Source organism: Rodentibacter caecimuris (assembly GCF_001019715.1).
In the GTDB taxonomy this organism is placed as follows: Bacteria; Pseudomonadota; Gammaproteobacteria; order Enterobacterales; family Pasteurellaceae; genus Rodentibacter; species Rodentibacter caecimuris.
Genome location: NZ_BBXJ01000001.1, coordinates 494,965 through 511,597, shown reverse-complemented (window position 1 = coordinate 511,597; position 16,633 = coordinate 494,965). Strand labels below are relative to the sequence as shown.

16 protein-coding genes and 1 pseudogene are annotated in these 16,633 nt (G+C 40.3%); 6 read left to right on the top strand and 11 right to left on the bottom strand.

All coding sequences use genetic code 11. The features are described from left to right. Positions 1-236: 236 nt before the first annotated feature. Positions 237-920 (top strand): OmpW/AlkL family protein, encoded by a 684-nt coding sequence (locus tag PNEUHYL_RS02345; protein ID WP_059365675.1) that lies wholly within the window; start codon positions 237-239, stop codon positions 918-920. A 57-nt stretch (positions 921-977) separates the two neighbouring features. Here the strand turns inward: PNEUHYL_RS02345 and purN are convergent, their stop codons facing one another. The 3 genes from purN to PNEUHYL_RS02330 form a co-directional block, all read right to left on the bottom strand. Continuing rightward, on the bottom strand, positions 978-1,616 hold the full coding sequence (gene purN, locus PNEUHYL_RS02340) for a phosphoribosylglycinamide formyltransferase (RefSeq protein ID WP_059365674.1): 639 nt from the start codon (positions 1,614-1,616) through the stop codon (positions 978-980). A 58-nt stretch (positions 1,617-1,674) separates the two neighbouring features. After that, positions 1,675-2,712 (bottom strand): phosphoribosylformylglycinamidine cyclo-ligase, encoded by a 1,038-nt coding sequence (purM, locus tag PNEUHYL_RS02335; protein WP_059365673.1) that lies wholly within the window; start codon positions 2,710-2,712, stop codon positions 1,675-1,677. 129 nt (positions 2,713-2,841) lie between these two features. Continuing rightward, positions 2,842-3,129 carry a YfcZ/YiiS family protein gene (locus PNEUHYL_RS02330; protein ID WP_059365672.1) on the bottom strand — a complete coding sequence of 96 codons (288 nt, stop codon included), beginning with the start codon at positions 3,127-3,129 and terminating at the stop codon, positions 2,842-2,844. Positions 3,130-3,326: 197 nt separating this feature from the next. Between PNEUHYL_RS02330 and PNEUHYL_RS02325 the strand changes: the two genes are divergently transcribed. The 3 genes from PNEUHYL_RS02325 (at position 3,327) to mutH (ending at position 5,917) form a co-directional block, all read left to right on the top strand. After that, a complete protein-coding gene (locus PNEUHYL_RS02325; protein WP_059368800.1) occupies positions 3,327-4,634 on the top strand; it encodes an outer membrane protein transport protein in 1,308 nt (435 codons plus the stop codon). Positions 4,635-4,703: 69 nt separating this feature from the next. Beyond that, positions 4,704-5,243 carry a methylated-DNA--[protein]-cysteine S-methyltransferase gene (locus PNEUHYL_RS02320; RefSeq protein ID WP_059365671.1) on the top strand — a complete coding sequence of 180 codons (540 nt, stop codon included), beginning with the start codon at positions 4,704-4,706 and terminating at the stop codon, positions 5,241-5,243. Next, a complete protein-coding gene (gene mutH / locus PNEUHYL_RS02315) occupies positions 5,240-5,917 on the top strand; it encodes a DNA mismatch repair endonuclease MutH (protein WP_059365670.1) in 678 nt (225 codons plus the stop codon). Before PNEUHYL_RS02320 ends, mutH begins: the two co-directional genes overlap by 4 nt. Before the next feature lie 437 nt (positions 5,918-6,354). On the opposite strand, the gene PNEUHYL_RS02310 is transcribed toward mutH, so the two are convergent. The 6 genes from PNEUHYL_RS02310 to znuC form a co-directional block, all read right to left on the bottom strand. Then, positions 6,355-6,972 (bottom strand): MarC family protein, encoded by a 618-nt coding sequence (locus tag PNEUHYL_RS02310; protein ID WP_059365669.1) that lies wholly within the window; start codon positions 6,970-6,972, stop codon positions 6,355-6,357. 84 nt (positions 6,973-7,056) lie between these two features. Continuing rightward, a complete protein-coding gene (gene tilS / locus PNEUHYL_RS02305) occupies positions 7,057-8,346 on the bottom strand; it encodes a tRNA lysidine(34) synthetase TilS (protein ID WP_059365668.1) in 1,290 nt (429 codons plus the stop codon). Continuing rightward, on the bottom strand, positions 8,346-9,212 hold the full coding sequence (gene pdxY, locus PNEUHYL_RS02300; protein ID WP_059368799.1) for a pyridoxal kinase: 867 nt from the start codon (positions 9,210-9,212) through the stop codon (positions 8,346-8,348). Before pdxY ends, tilS begins: the two co-directional genes overlap by 1 nt. A gap of 183 nt (positions 9,213-9,395) precedes the next feature. Further along, complete coding sequence (gene accA, locus PNEUHYL_RS02295) at positions 9,396-10,343, bottom strand: acetyl-CoA carboxylase carboxyl transferase subunit alpha (RefSeq protein ID WP_059365667.1); 948 nt, start codon at positions 10,341-10,343, stop codon at positions 9,396-9,398. Positions 10,344-10,433: 90 nt separating this feature from the next. Continuing rightward, positions 10,434-11,219 (bottom strand): zinc ABC transporter permease subunit ZnuB, encoded by a 786-nt coding sequence (gene znuB / locus PNEUHYL_RS02290; RefSeq protein WP_059365666.1) that lies wholly within the window; start codon positions 11,217-11,219, stop codon positions 10,434-10,436. Further along, positions 11,219-12,022, bottom strand: coding sequence for a zinc ABC transporter ATP-binding protein ZnuC (gene znuC / locus PNEUHYL_RS02285; RefSeq protein ID WP_059365665.1), 804 nt, complete (start codon positions 12,020-12,022; stop codon positions 11,219-11,221). Before znuC ends, znuB begins: the two co-directional genes overlap by 1 nt. A gap of 177 nt (positions 12,023-12,199) precedes the next feature. On the opposite strand from znuC, the gene mepM reads away from it, so the two are divergent. Then, the gene (mepM, locus tag PNEUHYL_RS02280; protein ID WP_059365664.1) at positions 12,200-13,645 is read left to right on the top strand and encodes a murein DD-endopeptidase MepM; all 1,446 of its coding nucleotides are present in this window, start codon (positions 12,200-12,202) and stop codon (positions 13,643-13,645) included. A 347-nt stretch (positions 13,646-13,992) separates the two neighbouring features. Then, the gene (locus PNEUHYL_RS02275) at positions 13,993-14,946 is read left to right on the top strand and encodes a sigma 54-interacting transcriptional regulator (RefSeq protein WP_059365663.1); all 954 of its coding nucleotides are present in this window, start codon (positions 13,993-13,995) and stop codon (positions 14,944-14,946) included. Between the two features lie 25 nt (positions 14,947-14,971). Here the strand turns inward: PNEUHYL_RS02275 and hflX are convergent. Beyond that, positions 14,972-16,328, bottom strand: a pseudogene (gene hflX / locus PNEUHYL_RS02270) (ribosome rescue GTPase HflX). A gap of 8 nt (positions 16,329-16,336) precedes the next feature. Then, positions 16,337-16,615, bottom strand: coding sequence for an RNA chaperone Hfq (gene hfq / locus PNEUHYL_RS02265; RefSeq protein ID WP_059365662.1), 279 nt, complete (start codon positions 16,613-16,615; stop codon positions 16,337-16,339). Positions 16,616-16,633: the final 18 nt, after the last annotated feature.

Sequence of the window (16,633 nt, the reverse complement as noted above, 5' to 3'; positions counted from 1 at the left end):
ATAGGGTTCTGCCATTTATCTATATAAAAATTCTACCCCTTGATAGGGAATAAATTTTGTGATTTTAAGTTTTTAGGCTGAAAATTGTACTGATTTCACCTAAATAATTTTATTAAATGTTTAAAACCTTGAATTAGATCACAGAATTGATACTCAATATGGAGTATATTACAAACCGCAAATAGCCATAGTCTTTTTATGGTTATGAATTAAACATTATACTTAAGGAGTTCAATATGAAAAAAACAGCACTAGCATTAGGTTTAACCGCCGCATTATTTGCCGGTGTAGCAAATGCTCACCAAGCCGGGGATGTGATTTTACGTGCCGGTGGCGTGTTTGTGTCAGCAAATTCTGAATCTACTACTAAAACTGCAGTGCCGGTTAATTTAGAGGTAGGTGATAATGCACAGTTAGGCTTAACCGGTACCTATATGTTTACTGATAATATCGGTTTAGAATTGTTAGCTGCAACGCCATTTTCACACAAAGTGAAAGCAAACGTGCCAGGATTAAGTGCTTTAACGAATGGTGCTGTTGGCGATAATTTAGGTAATGTAGTGAAAGTGAAACAATTACCTCCGAGTCTATATTTACAATATTATTTCTTAGATAAAGATGCTGGTTCTCGTCCATACCTTGGTGTAGGTTTAAACTACACTCGTTTCTTTAATGCAAAATCAACAAATACGTTAATTACCGATGTTAACGTGAAGAAACATTCTTTTGCTCCGGTTGTCAATGCGGGTATTGATATTAAATTAACCGATAGTTTATATTTGAATACGGCAATGTGGTACACCCGCATTAAAACTACCGCTAAATTTAAAGTTCCGGCTGTAACAGCTGGCTATGAACACGAAGTAAAACTTAAACTTGATCCATTTGTGTTCTTCGCAGGTTTAGCGTATCGTTTCTAATTGTAAATTGTCCTCTAGTTATCAAAAAAGCGATGAAATCATTCATCGCTTTTCTTTTTACTCACAGGCATAACCTTGCTTTGGTAGTGGTTTTCCGTCTAAATAGGCAATGCCTTCTTTTAGACTTAAGCGATCTTCAATAAACCATTTAATCACCATCGGGTAAATACGATATTCTTGCTCTCTTGTACGTAATTCAATATCTTCCACAGTATCGTTTGGGAAAATGGGAACTTTTGCCTGCAAAATAATGGCACCGCCGTCCATTTCTTCATTAACAAAATGAATGGTTGTACCGTGTTCCGTATCGCCCGCCTCTAAGGCACGTTGGTAGGTATTAAGTCCCGCATATTTCGGCAGTAGGGAAGGGTGAATATTTAAAATTTTTCCTTGGAAGCGTTGGGTAAACTCAGGCGTAAGAATCTTCATATAGCCGGCAAGCACAATCAGGTCAACGTCAAAACTTTCCAAATAATCGCCAATTTTGCGATCCATTTCCTGATTATTTATAAAATCTTGGCGCAAAAAAACACTTGTAGGAATGACCGCACTTTTAGCCCGTACAAGCCCGAAAGCCTCAATTTTATTACTAACAACGCATGCAATTTTGGCCGGGATAAAACCTTTTTCACAAGCATCAATGATAGCTTGCAGATTACTTCCTTGTCCTGAAATCAGAACGGCAATTTTTTTCATAAGTGTCCTAAATATAAAAGAAAAGGCGAATTTTTATTCGCCTTAAATGGAAAGAAGATTATTGAATCACAACTTGCGCTTCGTCGTCCGCAGCCTGTTCAATATGCCCAATAAGCCAAGCATTTTCACCGGCTTGTTTTAAAATCGCTAAAGCGGTTTCCACTTGATTTTGTGGAAGGGCAATTACCATACCGACACCACAGTTAAAGGTGCGGTACATTTCATAAGTGGAAATATTACCTTGTTCTTGCAACCATTTGAAAATCGGCTGCCATTCCCAACTTTTTTCATCAATGACAGCTTTAGTATTTTTTGGTAAGACGCGTGGAATGTTCTCCCAAAAACCGCCGCCGGTAAGATGGGCGATAGCGTGAACATCCGTTTGTTTGATCAGAGATAAAATAGATTTTACATAAATTTTAGTCGGCGCAAGCACTTGTTCGCTTAATGGTTTACCGGCTAATTGTTCGGTTGCCGGATTCACACCGGAAACATCAATCACTTTACGGATTAAAGAATAACCGTTTGAATGTGGGCCGCTTGAACCTAAAGCAATTAATGCATCACCGCTACGTACTTGACGACCATCAATAATTTCGGATTTTTCAACTACCCCAACACAGAAACCGGCTAAATCGTAATCGCCTTCATGGTACATTCCGGGCATTTCGGCTGTTTCACCGCCGACCAAGGCACAGCCTGATTGAACACAGCCTTCTGCAATACCTTTCACCACATCCGCCGCTACATCGACTTCTAGTTTTCCGGTTGCATAATAATCTAAGAAAAAGAGAGGCTCAGCCCCTTGTACCACCAAATCATTGACGCACATTGCCACCAAATCCACGCCGATAGTGTCGTGTTTTTTTAAATCAATCGCTAAGCGTAATTTTGTCCCGACACCGTCCGTACCTGAAACCAAAATAGGTTCTTTGTATTTACTTGGGATGGCACACAATGCACCGAATCCGCCTAAACCGCCAATCACTTCAGGGCGGGTTGTACGTTTTACGTGTGGTTTGATTCGTTCGACAAGTTCGTTCCCGGCATTAATATCCACACCGGCATCTTTGTAACTTAATGATGGTTTGCTCACAATGTTTTCCCGTATTAATTAAATGAAAAAATCAGTGCGGATTGTAACAGCTTAGGCAATCGTTTGCGACAAAATTTTGAGATAAAAAAGACCGCACTTTTTGAAAGTGCGGTCAAATTTAATGGGGTTTTAACGATTAGCCAATTCAAAGATCATCGCTTCCGCTTGGCAACTAAAGGTAAAACTTGCGCTTAATTGTACACCATCTTCAACCGGTGATATTTCACTCACAATCTCGCAAGGCTCACTTTCTGTTTTACGTGCTTTTTCCGTTAAACGGGCAAGGACTTGCTCTGCTTCAGCTTGGGTAGAGTAGATTTGAACCATATTTACGGTACAATCCGAGCCGTCAATAATTGTGCCGACATCTACACAGCTACAAGTTAAAGATTCTTCTGCTTTACATTTTACAGTCATATTTCGTCCTTATTTTTGAAATTTAGTGGCGTTATTTTAGCATTTTTAGAAATCGATTGAAAACCGACCGCACTTAAAATCAAAATTTCTACTGGTCGGAACTCTATAAAAATAAACAAAATAAATTTGCACTCTAATCAATGGAGTTTTAGAATTCCGCGTATTTTATTTTTTGTATGAATAACAAAGGGTTCCAAATGAAAAAATTTAATCATTCCTTATTAGCAAGTATAGCGTTAATTACAGCAGGTGGTGTAAATGCCGCAGCATTCCAGTTAGCGGAAATTTCTACCTCCGGTTTGGGGCGTGCCTATGCCGGTGAAGCTGCGATAGCGGATAATGCTTCTGTCGTGGCAACAAACCCGGCGTTGATGACTTTATTTAAACGTCCTGAAATTTCTTTTGGCGGTGTTTATGTTGATGCAAAGGTTAATCTAAAAGGAGAATTTACTTCAGATTCACCACAAGTCAGTAGATTGTTGGCTAATAAAAATGCAAATCAAAACAAGGTTGTACCTTCGGCTTTTGTTCCAAACGCTTATTTTGTTTATCCGATTAACGAGAAATTTTCTGTTGGTGGAGGAATGAACGTTCCTTTTGGATTAAAAACGGAATTTGATTCAGATTATAGTGCGGGTATATTTGGCGGAAAAACAGATTTAACGGCGATTAATTTAAATCTTAGCGGTGCTTACCGTATTTCAGAGGGCTTGAGTTTCGGTTTAGGTATTAATGCACTTTATACCAAGGCAAAATTAGAGCGAACAGCTGGTGTTGGAGCTGATTTAATTAATGCCCAGGTAAGTGCTCAAGCTGGTCGCCCTGTGAAAGTGTTGGATAGCAGTGATGTTGTGACACGTTTACAAGACAATGAATGGGGATTCGGTTGGAATGCCGGATTAGTTTATGAATTTAATGATCGTAACCGTTTAGGGGTCGCTTATCATTCTCCAATTACTGTGAATTATAAAGATAATACCGCTTTCAATCGTACGTTAAATCGTACCGATACGGCAGAATTGGATCTTGATTTACCGGCGTATTGGGAGATTTCCGGTTATCATAAAGTAACGGATAAATTTGCGTTCCACTATAGCTATAAATATACAGATTGGAAACGTTTTAAAGAGCTGAAAGCAACCTATAATAGTGATGGCACTACCGCTTTACAAAAAGATGAATATTTCCGTGGCAATTCCCGTATTGCCTTAGGGGTTTCCTATGAGGCGACAGATAAACTGACTTTACGTAGCGGGATTGCCTATGATGAAACAGCCGCAGATTCGTATCATTCTGCTTCTATCCCGGATACGGATCGGACTTGGTATAGTTTAGGCGCAACCTATAAAGTGACGCCGGATTTATCAATTGATCTTGCCTATGCTCATTTAAAAGGTAAGAAAATCACCTTTAAAGAGGAGCAAGAAAAAGTTCCTTTTGCGGTGAATTATACGAGCAAATCCACGGCTAATCTTTACGGTTTAAACGTAAATTATCGTTTCTAATTTAGTTAAAAATTTCGCATAATAAAGCGTACTTCGGTACGCTTTTTTTATATTAAAACGAGGCTCAAAATGACCGCACTTTACTACACTTATTATCCTTCTCCGGTGGGAAAACTCTTGATCTTGTCTGACGGTGAACACATCACGCATATTGATTTTGAAAAAGAGCAGTTCGAGCCGAATCCTAAATGGGTTGAAAAAAATGATCTCCCCCTTTTTCAAAAAGTGCGGTTGGCTTTTGATCGTTATTTTAAGGGAGAAGCGGAGACATTTTCAGATATTCCCTTGAAAGCTGAGGGAACGCCATTCCAGCAAGCAATTTGGCAGGCTTTACGACAAATCGGTTATGGTGAAATATCGAGTTATGGCGAATTGGCGAAAATGATTAACAATCCAAAAGCGGTGCGTGCTGTGGGCGGCGCGGTTGGCAGTAATCCGATTAGCATCATCATTCCGTGCCATCGTATTTTAGGCAAGGATAAAACTCTAACCGGCTTTGGTGGTGGCTTAGCTGCAAAACGCTTTTTACTGGAGCTAGAAAAAATTTCTTACGTTGATAAAGGAACGGAATATACCCGCCCCCGTTTTTTTAAGAAATATAACGAATGATGCCACAAACATTAACGCAACTTCTTCAACGGGCGCAATCTATTGCCGGATTAACTTTTGGTGAACTTGCCGATGAGCTTACTATCCCCGTTCCCCCCAACTTAAAACGTGATAAAGGCTGGGTGGGTATGCTTTTAGAAACGGCATTAGGGGCTACTGCAGGCAGTAAAGCCGAACAGGATTTTGCCCATCTAGGGGTGGAGCTTAAAACCTTGCCGATTAATGAGCAAGGTTTTCCGTTAGAGACGACATTTGTCAGCCTTGCGCCATTAACACAAAATTCCGGTGTGCAATGGGAAAATTCACATGTTCGCCATAAATTGTCTTGCGTACTTTGGATCCCGATTGAAGGGAGCCGACATATTGCGTTGCGTGAGCGCCATATTGGCACACCGATTTTATGGCAGCCTAGTTCTGAACAAGAGCAGCAATTAAAGCAAGATTGGGAGGAATTGATGGAATATATCACCATGGGAAGGCTTGATGAAATTACCGCCCGAATTGGGGAAGTGATGCAGTTACGACCAAAAGGCGCTAATAGTAAAGCGATCACAAAAGGGATTGGAAAAAATGGGGAAGTGATAGATACGCTGCCATTGGGATTTTATTTGCGGAAGGAGTTTACAGCGGGGATATTAAGGGAGTTTTTGAACGATGAGTTTTTCCGATGGTAGCTTACTTTTTTCTGCACGACTCTTTTTCCTTGTTTCCTTTGTTCAATTAAATTGGATTAACAGAAATTTTCTGAACTCGCTACAGGCTGCTCAAACAGACTAAAATTTTCTATTGTCAGTGATGGTTAATTAAAGAAAAACAATCTCAAAATCAACCGCACTTTTTTAATATTCGAATGAAACAGTGCCCCATATAAATCGCCTTTACGACTTGGCATTTTTAGCTAAATTTGTATTGTTTGAGCGTAGCGAGTTTACAAATTTAGCGTTAAGAAAATGACAATAAAGTAAAGAGCAGTGATTTAACTGGGGAGTGTTTTCTTTTACACTAGTAAAAGAAAGTAGGTCGCCATCGGCGAAGCCCGATATTAATATCCCTAAAAGAAAAAGGTTTCTACTACAGAAACCTTTTCCAATATCAATTTTATTTAAATTCTTTACGCCACCTGAGTAAAAAAGTCCTTCAATCCGATTAATACATTATTTACCGCCACGGTTGCCAAAATTAACCCCATTACACGACTGATAATTGCTGCGCCGGAATTTCCAATAAAATGCTGAATCCGATTCGCGGCAAGTAATAGGATATAAGTGATTAATAATACGGCTAACATGATTCCAGCCGTAATAAATTGTTCGGTAAAATTAAAACGATGGTTATCGGTTAACAGTACAATCGCCATCATCGCACCCGGAGAGGCAATAGAAGGCACGGCAAGGGGATAGACGGCAACTTCGGTGATATTTGCCCTCATTTTCATTTCTTGTTCCGGTTTGCTTTCACCAAAAATCATGGTTAAAGCAAATAAGAAAAGCACAAGCCCGCCGGCAATTTGGAATGCCGGAAGCGGTACTTCCATTGCTTCAAATAAAACTTGCCCGCCTACAAGGAAAAAAAGCAAAATTCCGGCAGAAATAATCACTGCATTACGTGCGATTTTTCTGCGTTCTTCAAGAGAGAATCCTATGGTTTTTGAAAGGTAAACGGGAATTGAGCCGATAGGATCAATCACCGCCCAAAGTACAACGAACTGAACAATCAAAGAATCAAACATTTGCCTTCCTTTATTTATAGATTAAAAAACAACAAGTCCCAGCATTCTATCAGATAAATCGCGTAAAGTGCGGTTCGTTTTGCGCTATTTTGTGATATTTCCGGAAATGTGAAAAAAACCGACCGCACTTTGTAATTCATCGCCATAAAAAATTAACGGTATGCGGTTACGTTGCCAAGGTGGGACTTGTAATTCTTGCCAAATTTTTTTGATATCTTCTTTTGGGCGTTTAGGATGGCGTTTTATTTTTCCGGAATAACCAAAGCGAATTTGAATCGGTAAATCAGTGTGTGGCAGCTCGACAGAATATTGTTGCCAAGAAAAAATTAAATTTTCCGTTGTGCGCTGCAAATAAAGTTTACCAAGCTTGTCGGGAAGCGAAAGACAAGAATCCTGCATTTCAAGACAAATACCGCTTAGATCGGCAAAATTATCGGTAAGATACAGACAGGATTGATAACGGCGGATAACTTTTTTGCCTAAATGAAATTGCGGATTGGCCTCTTTTTTTGCCGTAATCACATCTTGTATCAGCTGTTCAATTTGGCGTTTACTCGGCATTTCACATTGATTTTGAGCCAACCACATTCTTAAAAGTGCGGTTTGTTTTGAGTATGAATATTGAAGGAAATTGTGCAGTTGGAATTCCGTTGGCGTTTGACAATGTTCAAGAAAACAGTCTTGTAGTAATTCATCAATCAGTTGTTGTTGCTCAAAACAATGTTGCGCGGAGCGTTGAACGGTCTGATCAAAATGTCCCCAACGTTCACGTAGTTTAGGCAAAATTTTATTGCGTAAAAAATTGCGCTCATAACGGCTATCATCGTTACTTTCATCGTGAACCCAGGTCAAATTTTCAGCCTGTGCATAGTTTTCTAATTGCTCACGGGTAACATTCAACAATGGGCGAAAAATGCTCATCCCGAATAATTCGCTTTGAGGCTGCATTGCGCTCAAGCCTTGTAGTCCACTCCCACGTTTGAGTGCAAGGAAAAAAGTTTCCGTTTGATCGTTTAAATGGTGGGCGGTTGCTAAGCATTCATTCGGCAGTATATGACGTCGAATAGCCTGATAACGAGCCTCACGAGCCCCCGCTTCAATGCCCTTGGTTCGATCGACTTGAACATATTCGATAACTAACGGAATATAAAATTGCTCGCATAAAGATTGACAGTGTTTAACCCAACTGTCGGCATTAGCGCTTAAGCCATGGTGGATATGGATTGCGCGAAGGTTAAAGTGCGGTTGGTTTTCGCTGTATTTTTTAAATAAAGCAAGCAGTGCGGTAGAGTCTAAACCACCGCTCAAGGCAATAAGGTAGTCTTGAGCGGGATTTTTTTTGAGTTGTTGTTCAAAAATAGAGAACAGATCCATCAGGCAATTTTTTCAGCTTTATATTGGCTGGTCGGATTTAAAATTTCAAAGCGTGCAGCAATGGTTTGTAATTCGTAAGAATTCAGTTCGAAGGTGGTTTTCATCACACCGGCAACTTCATTATTCATCGCTTCAAAGGCTTCGACATCCGATTTTCCGTTGAGTAAGTTCGCTAAGAACGTACCGGCAATTAAATCACCCACACCGACCGGTTCAAAATTGAACTGATAAAGCGGACGGCTTAAATGCCAGATCCCTTCAGGGGTTGCCATGATAATTTCAAAGGTATCGGGATCATTAATTTTTCCAACTTTACCCAAATGTTTTACCAGCACTTTTTTAACGCCTTTATCCAGCAAACCCCGTACTGCTTTTAATACGTCATCAAAAGAATTGATAGGGAAATCGCTGAGTTGGCGTAATTCATTAAGGTTTGGCGTCATAATATCCGCAACAGGGATAGCTTTCTCAATCAGTGCTTCTCGAACGCCATTTGCCACGACACAAATTTTTTCCGGATTCGGCATGACGGGATCGCATAAATAAAGCGCATTAGGATTGTGTTTCTTAATTTGTTCTAAGGCGTAAAGAATTTGATCTACTTGTTCCGGCGAACCTAAATAACCGGAAAGCAATGCATCGCATTCTTGTAATTTTTCGATATTATCTAAGCCGGTAACAATTTCACGAATTTGTTCTTGCGGAATAACCATCCCTGTCCATTTACCATATTGAGTATGGTTGGAAAATTGTACGGTATTTAATGCCCACACATCTACGCCTAATAGTTGCATTGGGAAGGTGGCGGATTTATTGCCGGCAAAGCCATACACGACGTGTGATTGGATGGAAAGTACGTTTTTCATAATTGCCTCTTGTTGGTTAATATTACATTCCATTATAAAACTTAGATAGCGCAAGCAGTATCTTGGATAGTTTATTGTTTAGGGGTAAGCCGTTTAATATCTTGGTAGATAATAGTTAATCAAAAATGGCTTACGGTTAAATTGAAAAGAGCGGATAAAATAACCGCTCTTTTTTTAAATTAATTAGCAATAGCCGTAAGACATCAAACGTTGATAACGTCTATTTAATAATTCTTCTTTATCTAATTTGTCAAGTTCTGCCAAATCTTCATTTAGGCGTTTTTTCAAATTGTTTGCCATCAACGTGTAGTCACGATGCGCACCGCCTAACGGTTCCGGTACAATGTTGTCGATTAATTCAAGTTCTTTTAAACGGGGAGCGGTAAGCCCCATTACTTCAGCCGCGGTTGAGGCTTTTTCTGCACTTTTCCATAGGATTGAGGCACAACCTTCTGGTGAAATCACGGAATAAGTAGAATATTGCAACATGTTTACTTTATCACCCACCCCGATCGCCAAAGCACCGCCTGAGCCTCCTTCGCCGATGACGGTACAGATTACCGGTACGGTCAATTGCGCCATTTCCCGTAAGTTATGTGCAATAGCTTCGGCCTGTCCGCGTTCTTCCGCACCGATTCCCGGATAAGCCCCCGGCGTGTCAATAAAGGTGATTATAGGAAGTTTAAAACGCTCAGCCATTTCCATTAAGCGTAAAGCCTTGCGGTAGCCTTCCGGTGCTGGCATACCAAAGTTGCGTTGTACTTTCTCTTTTACCGTGCGACCTTTTTGATGACCGATTACCATCACCGGACGACCGTCCAAACGTGCCAAACCGCCAATAATCGCTTTATCATCGGCAAATGCACGATCACCGGCAAGTTCGTCAAATTCAGTGAAAATATGGTTAATATAGTCAAGCGTATAAGGACGGTTTGGGTGACGGGCCATACGTGAAACTTGCCACGCATCAAGATTGGCAAAGGTTTTTTTGGTTAATTCATCGCTTTTCTTTTGTAAGCGTTTAATTTCATCGGTTAAATCAACTTCATCATTAGAGGCGGAGCGCAATGCACCGATTTTTGCTTCTAACTCGGCAATCGGCAATTCAAAATCTAAATATTCCGGAGTCATTTTTGTTATCCTAAAAAACACCATAAAAATCCACCGCACTTTATCAAGAATTAACTGGCGGCGCAAATAGTTTTCACTGGTTGGGCGAGCTTACAAACGAGCCTTTTTTAGTAATGACAGAACAAATAAAAATGTCGAGCAAATGACAACCGATGGGCCGGCTGCGGTGTCATAAAATGCCGAAAGCATTAATCCGCCAATAATTGAAAGCATACTGATCCCCACCGCAAAACCAGCCATGGATTCGGGGGTTTTGGCGAAACGGCGTGCCGTCGCTGCCGGAATAATTAATAGTGAGGTAATAATTAATGCACCGACAAATTTCATACTTAGCGCAATCGTCAGTGCGGTTAAAATCATCAAAATAAAACGCATTTTTTTGATGTTGATGCCTTCCACTTGGGCGAGTTCGGGCGAAACGGTAGTGGAGAGAAGGGCTTGCCAAAAATAGAGTAACGTACTGAGTACGATGGCTACACCGATACTGATATAAATTAAATCGGTGTAATTGATTGCCAACAAATCCCCGAATAAATAACTCATTAAATCAACCCGAACATTTTTTAATAAACCAACGGTTACAACGCCGAGTGATAAGCAACTATGGGCGATAATGCCCAATAAGGTATCAATAGAAAACTGCGTATGACTTTCTAGCCATACCATAACTATCGCTAAAATAAGAGTGAGGACGACTATCGCAATATAAGGATTGATTTGTAAGAAAATCCCCAATGCAACGCCAAGTAAGGCCGAATGAGCAAGCGTGTCACCAAAGTATGCCATTTTACGCCATACTACGAAGACCCCAAGCGGTGCGCTGATAAGAGACAACAAAATGCCGGTGAGCAGTGCCGGAAATAAAATTTCAAACATTACATATCCTTATTTTGACAACGATCGGCTGTGCCGTTACAACTACAGACATCGCCGTGTAAATTATGATGGTGATTGTGGCGATGAGTATAAAAGCCGACATTTTGTGAGAGTCGGTTGCCCCATAAACGTATAAATGTAGGATCATTTGACAGGGTTTCCGGTGTTCCGGCGCAGCAAATGTGTTGATTAATGCAAATCACTTCTTTACTGTCCGCCATTACAATATGTAAATCATGAGAAACCATCAACACGGCACAATTTAATCGTTGTTGGGTTTGATGAATGAGTTGATAAAGTTCCGCCTGACCGGTGATATCCACGCCTTGAGTAGGTTCGTCTAATACTAATAAATTCGGTTTGTTTAAAATTGCACGGGCGAGCAAGACCCGTTGCATTTCACCGCCGGAAAGTTTTTGCATATTATTTTTGCGTAAATGTGTAATGGAAAGTTGCTCAAGTGCGGTTGAAATTTCCTGTGTTTTCGCCCCTTTTTTTAAGGCAAGAAAACGTTCTACCGTAAGAGGTAAATTATGATCTAAGTAAATTTTTTGCGGCACATAGCCGATACGTACATTTTTACTATAAATGACTTCGCCTGAGGTCGGTTGTTGTAATTTTAAGAGGGTTTTTAATAATGTGGATTTCCCCCCGCCGTTTGGCCCGACGATAGTAATAATAGAGTGGGGATAAATACTTAAATTAATATTTTGTAGTGCTGTTTTTTGTTCAAATACCACATTGATATTCTTGAGTTCAATTAATGGAGAACTCGGATCGCATTGAATGGAATGAATTTGCATAATGCCGCCTATGTCAAATTTAGCGGCTAACCTTAGCTCATTTTGCCGTCTTTCTCAAGATATTCTCTCTTTGTGATGAATATTTCTACAACTTTTTTATCTGTTTTAGGGTAGAATGAACCTCTTTTATGATTCGTAGTCTGAAGACGATATTATTTCCACTTTAGGTATTTACCTTTGCAACACGTTAAATTAGCCCGAGACAGACGAAAGAGAAAATCCCGCATTAAAGTGGCGATTTTTTTTGTCGCATTGGCGTTAATTTTCAGTGGCGTTATGTTGGGTTTAAAAGAGAGTACGGAATCGGAACCTTCGGTTCAAACTAATCTTGAACCCGAAATGGTGGACGATGTGCAGTATCAACCCCTTAAACCTGAAGAAAATACACAGATCTCACAGGCGCCCGAGCAATTACAGACTGAGGAAGCAACTTCTTATGACGATGAATTGCAGGAACAAGACGATGAAGTGGAAGAAGTTAAGCCTGAATTTGATGATCTTAATGATCTTCCGCAAGATGCTCAGGATGCGTTGAGCGGTTTATTGGATGTCGCAGATCAAGCCTTACGTATTACTCATCAATTTAGCCATACTGTTGTACGTGGCGATACGTTAAAAGATGTATTGGAACTTTCGGGATTAGAAGATGATACGGCAAAGGGATTAATCGCTTCTTATCCGGAACTTAAAAATCTCCGTGTCGGGCAGCAATTTTACTGGATTTTAGATAAAAACGATCAATTGGAATATTTAAATTGGCTTGTTTCTGAAAAAGAAGAGCGAATTTATGAGCGTGTCGAAGAGGGAAAATTCAAACGTCAAATCTTAGAGAAACAAAGCGTTTGGAAAAAAGAAGTATTGAAAGGGAAAGTGAGCGGCTCTTTTGCAGCCAGCTTACGTTCTTTAGGTTTAGAAGGACGCCAAATTGCCCAATTAACTTCCGCGTTACAATGGCAAGTGAGTTTGAGAAAACTTAAGAAAGACACCAAATTTTCAATTTTGGTTTCCCGTGAATATTTGGGTGACAAATTGACCGGACAGGGTAATGTTGAGGCGATCCATATCCTTGCGGACGGCAAGAGTTATTACGCAATTCAAGCGGCAAACGGCCGTTATTATAATCAACAAGGTGAAACCCTAGGCAAAGGTTTTGCTCGTTACCCATTGCAACGTCAGGCTCGGGTGTCTTCAGGTTTTAACCCGAATCGCCGTCATCCGGTGACCGGACGTATACGCCCTCATAAAGGCGTGGATTTTTCTGTGCCGCAAGGTACACCGGTTATTGCACCGGCAGACGGTTTGGTGGAGAAAGTCGCTTATCAAGCAGGAGGAGCGGGGCGCTATGTCGTGCTACGCCACGGACGTGAATATCAAACGGTATATATGCACCTAAGCCGACCGTTGGTTCGAGCCGGACAAGCGGTGAAAAAAGGTGAACGTATCGCGCTTTCCGGTAATACGGGGATTTCAACCGGTCCGCATTTGCATTATGAATTCCACATTAATGGACGGGCGGTTAATCCGCTTACCGTAAAATTGCCGGGAACAAGCAGTATGGCAACCGCAGAACGTAAGCAATTCCTGAGAAGGGCAAAAGAAGCGGAGCGAATGTTAAAAATATAATTTAGATTTAATGGAAAAAAGTGCGGTTAATTTAACCGCACTTTGAGTTTCTCGATATTATGTAGCCGTTGTACCATACCTAAAAAGTGCCGGATAATGACATCATCAAGCAGACGAAAGCTTATCAAAACGAACATATCATTTTTGGGATTCGGTAAATTGGTATCTCGCCTTTAGCGGTTTAGAATTTATGGAGATCATCTCAAAAGAACTGAATAATACAGTACAGAAATAAGTTTAATAAAAGCCCCTTTTACGGGGTTTTTGTTTATCTGTAAAATAATCTTTACAGGCTTGTGTAAACCACTTATTATAGGTTCGATTTCCATTTATTCGGACTGTTCAACATGACTTCTAAATTTGATCCTCAACATCCTTTCGCTTGCTTTGTTACCCACAGTGAAACCATGAAAAGTGCGGTAGAAAATGCCCAACGTTTTGCGATGTTTGACGTGCCGTTATTGATTCAAGGTGAAACCGGAACGGGAAAAGATTTATTGGCAAAAGCATGCCACTACCAAAGTTTACGCCGAGATAAAAAATTCATTGCGGTAAATTGTGCTGGTTTGCCAGATGAAGATGCGGAAAGCGAAATGTTTGGGCGGAAACGGGGAAACAGTGAGACGATCGGTTTTTTTGAATATGCTAATGAAGGGACGGTATTGTTGGATGGGATTGCGGAATTATCGCTCAATCTTCAAGCTAAATTATTGCGTTTTTTAACGGACGGTTCATTCCGCCGAGTAGGGGAAGAACAGGAACATTATGCGAACGTGCGGGTTATCTGCACTTCTCAAGTTCCTCTCAACCTTTTAGTTGAACAAGGTAAAGTACGTGCCGATTTATTTCATCGTTTGAATGTGTTGGTCATTAACATACCGCCGTTACGGGAGCGTATTGCGGACATTCAACCCTTGGCAGAAGGCTTTTTACAAGAAATAAGTGATGAATTGAAAATAAAATTACCTACCTTTAATCAGGATTTTCTTGTTTATTTGCAGCAATATGATTGGCAGGGAAATGTTCGGGAACTTTATAACACCTTATATCGTGCTTGTTCTTTATCGAAAGACAATCAGTTGAGTGTGGAAAGTTTAAATCTTACCTTGCCGCAAAGTGCGGTCATTTCTGTTGATGAATTTGAAAATCAAACATTAGAGGATATTATCGGGCAATATGAAGCGAAGGTTTTGCAGGCTTTTTACAAAGAATATCCGAGTACCCGCAAACTGGCGCAACGCTTGGGCGTATCGCATACCGCGATTGCAAATAAGCTAAAGCAATATGAGATTGGAAAATAGTATTGCTTGGTATAAAAATTGCCGACTAAATCTTTATCCGCATTAAAGTTGGAAATTGCTTACATAATTTTAGCCATTCCACTCGATTGATTTGCACATCTAAGGCAAATTCGCCTTGTTCTGTAATTTGTTCGTTGCGGATTGTATCTTGTTGATAAAGGGTATGACGAAGTTTTCCTTCATAAGGTTGAAGAATAAGATTTAGCGAAAGTATTTCATTTTTTAACCGCAGTTTGATGGCTTCCAATAATAAATCAATGCCTTCCCCGTTATGTGCAGAAAGATAAACTGCGATGGGTTTATTGTCATCATCATATTCAATATGGGGTAACACGCCATTTAGTAAATCAATTTTATTGTAAACCAACAAGGCGGGAACATTATCCGCTTTGATTTCTTCCAATACTGAAACTACCGCTTCTATATTTTCCGACATTCGAGGATCAGTTGCATCAATGATATGTAATAAAAGGTCGGCTTCGACGGTTTCTTGTAAAGTGGATTTGAATGCGGAAACCAAATCGTGCGGCAGTTGGCGTACAAAACCTACCGTGTCGGCAAGAATGGTTGTGCCGACATCTTGAATGTGTAAACGGCGTAAAGTGGGATCGAGTGTGGCAAAGAGCTGATCCGCCGCATAGACCTTAGCTTGTGTGATTGCATTAAAAAGGGTTGATTTTCCTGCGTTGGTATAACCCACCAGTGAAATAGTCGGAATATCTGCCTTTTGTCTTGTTTGACGATTTTGATGACGTTGTTTTTCGACTTTTGCTAAACGATTTTGTAACTGACCAATACGCACTTTGATGAGACGGCGATCTGTCTCTAAGCTGTGTTTCCCCCGGCCCTCTTAGCCCAACCGCACCTTTTTGTTGATCTAAACCGGTTTTACGGCGAACCAAACGCGTTGCTAAATGTTTTAATTGTGCCAGTTCTACTTGTAATTTCCCTTCGTGAGATCTTGCCCGTTGGGCAAAAATATCTAATATGACACCCGTTCGATCGACAACACGACAGTGACATAAATTTTCTAAATTACGTGTTTGGGCGGGCGTAAGTTGATGATTAACCAATATCACATCCGCATTGTATATTTTTACCGTATCGGCAATTTCTTGGGCTTTTCCTTCTCCCACAAAATATTTAGCTTGGGGCGTACTACGACTGGTTGTTATTACTTCCAAAGTATTCACATTGGCTGATTTAGCAAGCAAGAGAAATTCTTTGAGATCGTCAAGATTTTTATTTTGCGAAAAGAAAACATGTACAACGATAGCGGTATCACACTGAGAAACCGAGTCTTGATGAGCTTGGGGCAAAGAAAGTGCGGTTGAAATTTCAGGTAAATTTTCAACCGCACTGAGTGTTTTTTTACAATCCATTGAATCAATTATTCTGATTGTGTTCCGGTTTCTTCCGTAGCTTCTACAGGCTGCACATTATGGTGATTATTATTGTGATGAGAAACAGAACGCGCCGGCACAACAGTAGAAATTGCATGCTTGTACACCATTTGGTTTACGGTGTTTTTTAACAAAATTACAAACTGATCGAATGATTCAATTTGCCCTTGTAATTTAATCCCGTTTACCAGATAAATTGATACGGGAATACGCTCGCGACGTAGCGCATTTAAATAAGGATCTTGTAAAGATTGTCCTTTTGCCATTTTGCTATCCTTTGTGTT